This window comes from Streptosporangium nondiastaticum (genome assembly GCF_003011965.1).
GTDB lineage: Bacteria > Actinomycetota > Actinomycetes > Streptomycetales > Streptomycetaceae > Streptomyces > Streptomyces nondiastaticus.
The window spans coordinates 1-6,763 of record NZ_PXWG01000220.1; the positions used below are offsets into that span (position 1 = coordinate 1).

The window sequence follows — 6,763 nt, forward strand, 5'->3', positions numbered from 1 at the left end:
CGGACCGGCTTAGCCGGTCCGCCCGCCCTTCGCGGTGTTACGGGGGATGTCAGCCCGTGTTGCGCAGGCCCGCGGCCACGCCGTTGACGGTCAGCAGCAGGGCGCGGCCCAGCAGCGGATCCGCGGCCTCACCGCGCTCCGCGGCGCTCCGCTGCCGGTGCAGCAGCGTCACCTGCAGGTACGAGATCGGGTCCAGGTACGCGTCGCGCACGCGGAACGTCTGGCGCAGCACGGGGCTCGCGTCGAGGAGCTCGGCCTCGCCGGTGATGCGCAGCACTTCCTGCACCGTGAGCTCGTGCTCGGCCTTGATGACGTCGAAGACGTGCTTGAGCTCGTCGGGCACGAGGGTGTCGACGTAGTGCTGGGCGATGCGCAGGTCGGTCTTGGCGAGGGTCATCTCGACGTTGGACAGGAAGTTCTGGAAGAAGTGCCAGTGCTCGTGCATCTCGTCCAGGACGGTGTCCAGGCCGGCCTCGCGGGCGGCCTTGAGCCCGGAGCCCACGCCGAACCAGCCGGGGACGATCTGGCGGGACTGGGTCCAGCCGAAGACCCAGGGGATGGCCCGGAGTCCGTCGAGGCCGGCGCCGGAGTCGGGGCGGCGCGAGGGCCGCGAGCCCAGGTGGAGCTCGGCGAGCTGGTCGACGGGGGTGGAGGCGAAGAAGTACGCGGGGAGGTCGGGGTCCTCGACCAGCCGGCGGTAGGCGGAGTGGGCGGCGTCGGAGACGGTGTCCATGGCCGCGTCCCAGCGGGCGAGGGCCTCGTCGGACTGGCGGGGGGCGGTGTGCAGGGCGGAGGCCTGCAGCGTCGCGGCGACCGTCAGTTCCAGGTTCTCGCGGGCGAGGGCCGGGATGAGGTACTTGTCGGAGATGACCTCGCCCTGCTCGGTCACCTTGATCTCGCCCTCCAGGGTGCCCCAGGGCTGGGCGAGGATCGCGTCGTGGGTGGGGCCGCCGCCGCGGCCGACGGTGCCGCCGCGGCCGTGGAAGAGGCGCAGGCGGACGCCGTAGCGGTGGGCGACGTCGCGCAGGCGGCGCTGGGCGCGGTGGATCTCCCACTGGGAGGTGGTGATGCCGCCGAACTTGGAGGAGTCCGAGTAGCCGAGCATGACTTCCTGGACGTCGCCGCGGAGGGCCACCAGGCGCCGGTAGGAGGGGTCGGCGAGCATCTCGTCGAGGATGCGGTCCGCTTCCTTGAGCTCGTCGGTGGTCTCCAGCAGCGGGACGATGCCGATCTTGGCCCAGCCGGCGTGGAGGTCGACGAGGCCGGCCTCGCGGGCGAGCACGGCGGCGGCGAAGACGTCGTCGGCGCCCTGGCACATCGAGATGATGTACGACTCGACGACCTCGGGGCCGAACTTCTCCAGGGCCTCGCGGATGGTGCCGAAGACGCCGAGGGTCTTGGCGCCGGCGGCGTCGAGGGGCGCGGGGCTGGGGGCCAGCGGGCGGCGGGAGCGCAGCTCCTTGGCGAGGAGCTTGCGGCGGTAGTCGCGCGGCATGTCCGCGTAGCGCCAGGACTCCTCGCCGAGGCGGTCGAAGAGCTGGCCGAGGGCGTGGTGGTGGGCGTCGGCGTGCTCGCGGACGTCCATGGTCGCCAGGTGGAGGCCGAAGGCGGCGAGGGTGCGCAGGGCGCGCTCCAAGCGGCCGTCGGCGATCAGGCGGCCGCGGTGGGCGCGCAGGGAGTCCTGGATGATCTGGAGGTCGGCGAGGAGCTCGGTGGTGCCGAGGTAGTCGCGGCCCTCCTCGTGGGGGGTGTTGCGGGCGAGGCGCTCGCGGGTGTTGACGAGCTTCTGCCGGATGCAGGTCGCCTTGAGGCGGTAGGGCTCCTCGGCGTTGAGGCGCTTGTAGCGGGGGCTGATCTCCGGCAGGAGCTCCAGGTCGCGCTGGAGGGAGGAGAGGAGCTCCTCGGTGGCGCCGCTGTTGCGGATGGAGTTCGAGAGGGCGCCGCGCAGCTCGTCGACGAGGTCGAGGGCGTCGGTGATGCCGTGCTCGTACTGCAGGAGGAGGACGTCCCAGGTGACCTGCGGGGTCACGTTGGGGTTGCCGTCGCGGTCGCCGCCGATCCAGGTGCCGAAGGTGAGCGGGCGGGTGGTGGGCGGCAGGGCGACGCCGACGCGCTCCAGCTCGGCGGCGAGGTCCTCCAGGACGTCCCCTACGGCGTTGGCGTGGAGCTCGTCCAGGTAGTAGATGGCGTTGCGGGCCTCGTCGGTGGGCTCGGGGCGGGCGACGCGCAGCTCGTCGGTCTGCCAGAGCAGGTCGATGTTCTCGGCGAGGCGCAGGTCGGTGCGGCGCTTGTCGCCGGTGCCCGAGGCGAGGGTGTCGAGGAGGGCCGCGATGCGGCGGAGCTTGTTGAGGACGCTGCGGCGGGCGGCCTCGGTGGGGTGCGCGGTGAAGACGGGGCGGACGCCGAGGTTCTCGACGGTCTGCTGCACGTGGTCGGGATCGGCTTCCTTCAGCTGGTCCGCGGTGCGGGCGAGGATCGAGCCCTCGGCGGCGCGCTTGGCCGCGAGCTCGCGGCCGCGGTGGACCTGCTCGGTGACGTTCGCCAGGTGGAAGTAGGTGGAGAAGGCGCGGACGAGCTTGGCGGCGGTCTCCAGATCGGTGGCACCGAGCAGCTCGGCGGCGGCCTCGCCGTCGGTGCGGGTCAGGGCGCGGACCCGCTCCACGAGGTCGAGGAGCTCTTCCCCCTCCTGGCGGACCAGGGTTTCGCCGAGGAGATCGCCGAGGCGGCGGATGTCGGCGCGCAGGGCGGCGTTGGTGTTGTCGGCACTGCTCACAGGTGCGGCTCCTTGCAGAGTTTCTGGCACGTCTGGAGGGGTTGCGGACCGCGCTGTCCGACGCCCACCAGCATAGGTCGCCGCACGACGCGCGGTTATCCACAGCCCTCTTGCTCCCCGCCACCGCCCTGCCATACTTACGAAGCCGTAGGTTACGGAACCGTAGCCATGCCCCGACCCCCATGAGGGAACCCATGACTGCAAGCCCCGACGTGCTCGAAGACGCGCCGAAGGCCCAGGAAACCCCGCTCCCCTCCGCCACGCTGGGTGGCGACAGCAAGCGTTCCGTCGAGCAGATCACGCTGCTGCTCTTCATCACCGTGCCGTTCCTCGCCCTGGTCGCGGCGGTCCCGCTGGCCTGGGGCTGGGGGGTGAGCTGGCTGGACCTCGGACTGATGGTCGCGATGTACTTCATCGGGTGCCACGGCATCACCATCGGCTTCCACCGCTATTTCACGCACGGCTCGTTCAAGGCGAAGCGGCCGCTGCGGATCGCGCTGGCGATCATGGGCTCGCTGGCGGTCGAGGGCCCGCTGGTGCGCTGGGTCGCCGACCACCGCCGGCACCACCGGTTCTCGGACGCGGAAGGGGATCCGCACTCGCCGTGGCGCTTCGGCGAGACCGTGCCGGCGCTGATGAAGGGGCTGTGGTGGGCCCACGTCGGCTGGATGTTCGACGAGGAGCAGACCCCGCAGCACAAGTACGCCCCCGATCTGATCAAGGACCCCACGATCCGGGCGATCTCCCGCCAGTTCGTGCTGTGGACGGCGGTGTCCCTGCTGATCCCGCCGCTGGTCGGCGGCCTGGCCACCTGGTCCTGGCAGGGGGCGGCCACGGCGTTCTTCTGGGGTTCGCTGGTCCGCGTCGCCCTGCTGCACCATGTGACCTGGTCGATCAACTCGATCTGCCACGCCGTGGGCAAGCGGCCGTTCAAGTCGCGCGACCGCTCGGGCAACGTCTGGTGGCTGGCGATCCTGTCCTGCGGCGAGTCCTGGCACAACCTGCACCACGCGGACCCCACGTCGGCCCGGCATGGTGTGCTGAAGGGGCAGCTGGACTCCAGCGCCCGCCTGATCCGCTGGTTCGAGCAGGCGGGCTGGGCCTCTGACGTGCGGTGGCCCAAGGCCGGCCGCCTGGACTCCCGGCGGAAGGAGAGTGCCGCCGAGGCGGCATGATTGACAGCGTGGCGATCGACAGCAAAACCACCAGTAACAAGGACCGGGCCCCGGCTGCGGGGGCCCGTCGCACCCGGCGGGTGCGGATGACCGGCGCGGAGCGCCGGGAGCAGCTGCTGGACATCGGTCGCACGCTCTTCGCCGAGCGGGGGTTCGAAGGCACGTCGGTCGAGGAGATCGCGGCGAAGGCCGGGGTCTCCAAGCCGGTCGTCTACGAACACTTCGGCGGCAAGGAAGGGCTCTACGCGGTGGTGGTCGACCGCGAGATGCGGCAGCTGCTCGACATGGTCACCGGGGCGCTGACCGCGGGCCACCCGCGGGAGCTGCTGGAGCAGGCCGCGTTCGCCCTCCTCGACTACATCGAGCGGTACACGGACGGCTTCCGCATCCTCGTCCGCGATTCGCCGGTGGCGCAGTCCACGGGCACGTTCGCCTCCCTGATCAGCGACATCGCCACCCAGGTCGAGGACATCCTCGGCCTGGAGTTCAAGGCCCGCGGCTTCGACGCGAAGCTCGCCCCGCTGTACGCCCAGGCCCTCGTCGGCATGGTCGCCCTCACGGGCCAGTGGTGGCTGGACGTCCGCAAGCCGAAGAAGGCGGAGGTGGCGGCGCATCTGGTGAACCTGGCCTGGCACGGCCTGGACGGCCTGGAACCGAAGCCGCGGCTTGTGGGACACCGGCGCGCGTAGCGGTGCGCACGCCGTGCCCGGTGCGGATCCAAGGTGCCCCACACCTTGGATCCGCCGCGGCGGCGATCGACCACGACGGTGGAGATCGGCGGTGCCGTACGGGCATCAGGTGAGCCCGGCACCGCCGGACAGCGTCACGGTGGCTGATCACCGTCGCGGCGGACTTGAAGGGGCCGGGCCCCTTCATCAGCCTCGGCGCGCCACTACGAACACGCGCCGGAACGGAAACACCGTGCCGTGCGGGCCCCGCGGATACGCCCCGCGCAGGAGCGCCCCGTACTCCGACAGGAACCGCGTCCTCGCCTCCGGGTCGTCCCGTAGCGCCGTCAGGACCGGCCGCAGCGTCGTGCCCTTCGTCCAGTCGAGGACGGCGTCCTCGCCGTCCAGTACGTGGGCGTACGTCGTCTCCCAGGCGTCCACGGTCAGGCCCAGGCCGGCGAGCCGCTCCAGGTATTCCGCGGGCGTCAGCACGTACCCGGGCCGCTGGAGGCCGCCCAGCCGGTCCCGCCAGGCCGCGCTCTCGCAGAGCTCGTGCAGGAGCACATGGCTCGGGGCGTCGAAGTTGCCGGGCACGGTGAAGGCGAAGACTCCGCCGGGGGCGAGGGCCCCGGTCCACGCCGGGAACGACTCCTCGTGCCCCCGCACCCACTGGAACGTCGCGCTGGAGACGATCAGGTCGTACGTGCCGTCCGGCGTCCATTCCCGCAGGTCCGCGTGGGCGAATTCCGCGCCGGGGAGGCGCTCGCGCGCCTGCCGCAGCATCTCTTCCGAGGTGTCCAGCCCCGTGATCCGCGCTCGCGGCCACCGTTCGGCGAGCAGCGCCGTGACGTTGCCCGGGCCGCAGCCCAGGTCCACGATCCGCGCGGGATCGCGCAGCGGCACATGGGACAGCAGGTCGTAGAAGGGGCGGGTGCGGGGGCCGGAGTGACGCAGGTACTGCTCCGGGTCCCAGACAGGCATGGCAGCGTGAGTCGTCATGCTTCCAGGATCACCACCTGGATATCTTGACGTCAAGAGACTTCATGTCGACAGACCCTCTACACTGATCGTCATGGAGGACGAGGTCGATCGGCTGGTTTCAGCGTGGCGCCGCGAGCGCCCTGACCTCGACGTGGAGCCGCTCGAGGTGCTCAGCCGCGTGAGCAGGCTCGCCCGTCACCTCGACCGCGCCCGCCGGCTGGCCTTCGCCGAGCACGAGCTGGAGCCGTGGGAGTTCGACGTCCTGACGGCGCTGCGGCGCGCCGGGGCGCCGTACCAGCTGTCGCCCGGGCAGCTGCTGACCCAGACGCTGGTCACGTCCGGCACGATGACCAACCGCATCGACCGGCTCGCCAAGAAGGGCCTGGTCCGGCGCGAGCCGGACCCGAGCGACCGCCGGGGCGTGCTGGTGCGCCTCACGGACGAGGGCCGGGACCGCGCGGACGAGGCCCTGGCCGGGCTCCTGGAGCAGGAGCGCGCCATCCTCTCCGAGCTGTCCCGCACCCAGCGCCGCGAGCTGGCCGATCTGCTACGCCAGCTGACCGCCCCGTTCGACAACACTCCCGGTTAGGTCCACGGGCCCGACGCCGGCCCGGCGGGCGAGCGCGACGGCGGCGAGGGTGGAGTGGACGCCCAGCTTCCCCAGCACGTTCTGCATGTGGGTGCGGACGGTGTGCGGGGAGAGGTAGAGCCGCTCGGCGACGGCCTTGCGGCCCAGCCCGGCCACCATGCAGCGCAGCACCTCGCGCTCGCGCGGCGTCAGGGACTCCACGAGCCGCTCGCTCTCCGTGCGGTGTTTGCGGGCCGCTGTGAGCTCCCGCAGCACGCCCGTGAGCAGGGCGGGCGGCAGGTGCGTCTCGTCGCGCAGGACGCCCCTGATGACGGCGAGCAGCCGGGACAGCGAGCAGTCCTTGGCGACCCAGCCGCCGGCGCCCGCCTGCAGGGCCGCCGCGGCCCGCCGCGGGTCGTCGCGCTCGGCGAGGACCACCGTGCGCACCGCGGGGTGCGCGCTGCGGACGCCGGCCACGAGCGAGATCCCGTCGACCGCGCCCTCACCGGGCCCGCCGCCGTCGTGCACGCTCGCGTGCACCGGCCCGTGCGGAGGCCCGTGGGCCGGGCCGTGCGCGGGGCCGTGCCCGGGCCCGAGA

6 protein-coding genes are annotated in these 6,763 nt (G+C 72.2%); 3 read left to right on the top strand and 3 right to left on the bottom strand.

Annotated elements, in window-relative coordinates; genetic code table 11:
- Positions 1 to 49 precede the first annotated feature (49 nt).
- Positions 50 to 2,773, bottom strand: a complete 2,724-nt coding sequence (gene ppc / locus B7P34_RS34365) for a phosphoenolpyruvate carboxylase (protein ID WP_106682077.1) — start codon at positions 2,771 to 2,773, stop codon at positions 50 to 52.
- A gap of 194 nt (positions 2,774 to 2,967) precedes the next feature.
- Here ppc and B7P34_RS34370 point away from each other — a divergent pair, with 194 nt between their 5' ends.
- Entirely contained in the window at positions 2,968 to 3,948 is a 981-nt protein-coding gene (locus B7P34_RS34370; RefSeq protein ID WP_189383268.1) for an acyl-CoA desaturase, read from the top strand.
- 86 nt (positions 3,949 to 4,034) lie between these two features.
- Entirely contained in the window at positions 4,035 to 4,637 is a 603-nt protein-coding gene (locus tag B7P34_RS34375) for a TetR/AcrR family transcriptional regulator (RefSeq protein ID WP_223268544.1), read from the top strand.
- A 186-nt stretch (positions 4,638 to 4,823) separates the two neighbouring features.
- On the opposite strand, the gene B7P34_RS34380 is transcribed toward B7P34_RS34375, so the two are convergent.
- The gene (locus tag B7P34_RS34380) at positions 4,824 to 5,615 is read right to left on the bottom strand and encodes a trans-aconitate 2-methyltransferase (RefSeq protein ID WP_106682080.1); all 792 of its coding nucleotides are present in this window, start codon (positions 5,613 to 5,615) and stop codon (positions 4,824 to 4,826) included.
- 73 nt (positions 5,616 to 5,688) lie between these two features.
- Between B7P34_RS34380 and B7P34_RS34385 the strand changes: the two genes are divergently transcribed.
- Entirely contained in the window at positions 5,689 to 6,186 is a 498-nt protein-coding gene (locus B7P34_RS34385; RefSeq protein ID WP_106682081.1) for a MarR family winged helix-turn-helix transcriptional regulator, read from the top strand.
- On the opposite strand, the gene B7P34_RS34390 is transcribed toward B7P34_RS34385, so the two are convergent.
- The coding region (locus tag B7P34_RS34390) for a response regulator transcription factor (RefSeq protein ID WP_223268543.1) at positions 6,145 to 6,763 on the bottom strand (619 nt) is incomplete at its 5' end. The genes B7P34_RS34385 and B7P34_RS34390 overlap by 42 nt on opposite strands.

Coding starts and splice junctions, on each gene's coding strand:
- B7P34_RS34370 (WP_189383268.1), top strand. CDS start 2,968: ATGACTGCAAGCCCCGACGTGCTCGAAGACGCGCCGAAGGCCCAGGAA.
- B7P34_RS34385 (WP_106682081.1), top strand. CDS start 5,689: ATGGAGGACGAGGTCGATCGGCTGGTTTCAGCGTGGCGCCGCGAGCGC.
- B7P34_RS34375 (WP_223268544.1), top strand. CDS start 4,035: ATGACCGGCGCGGAGCGCCGGGAGCAGCTGCTGGACATCGGTCGCACG.
- B7P34_RS34380 (WP_106682080.1), bottom strand. CDS start 5,615: ATGACGACTCACGCTGCCATGCCTGTCTGGGACCCGGAGCAGTACCTG.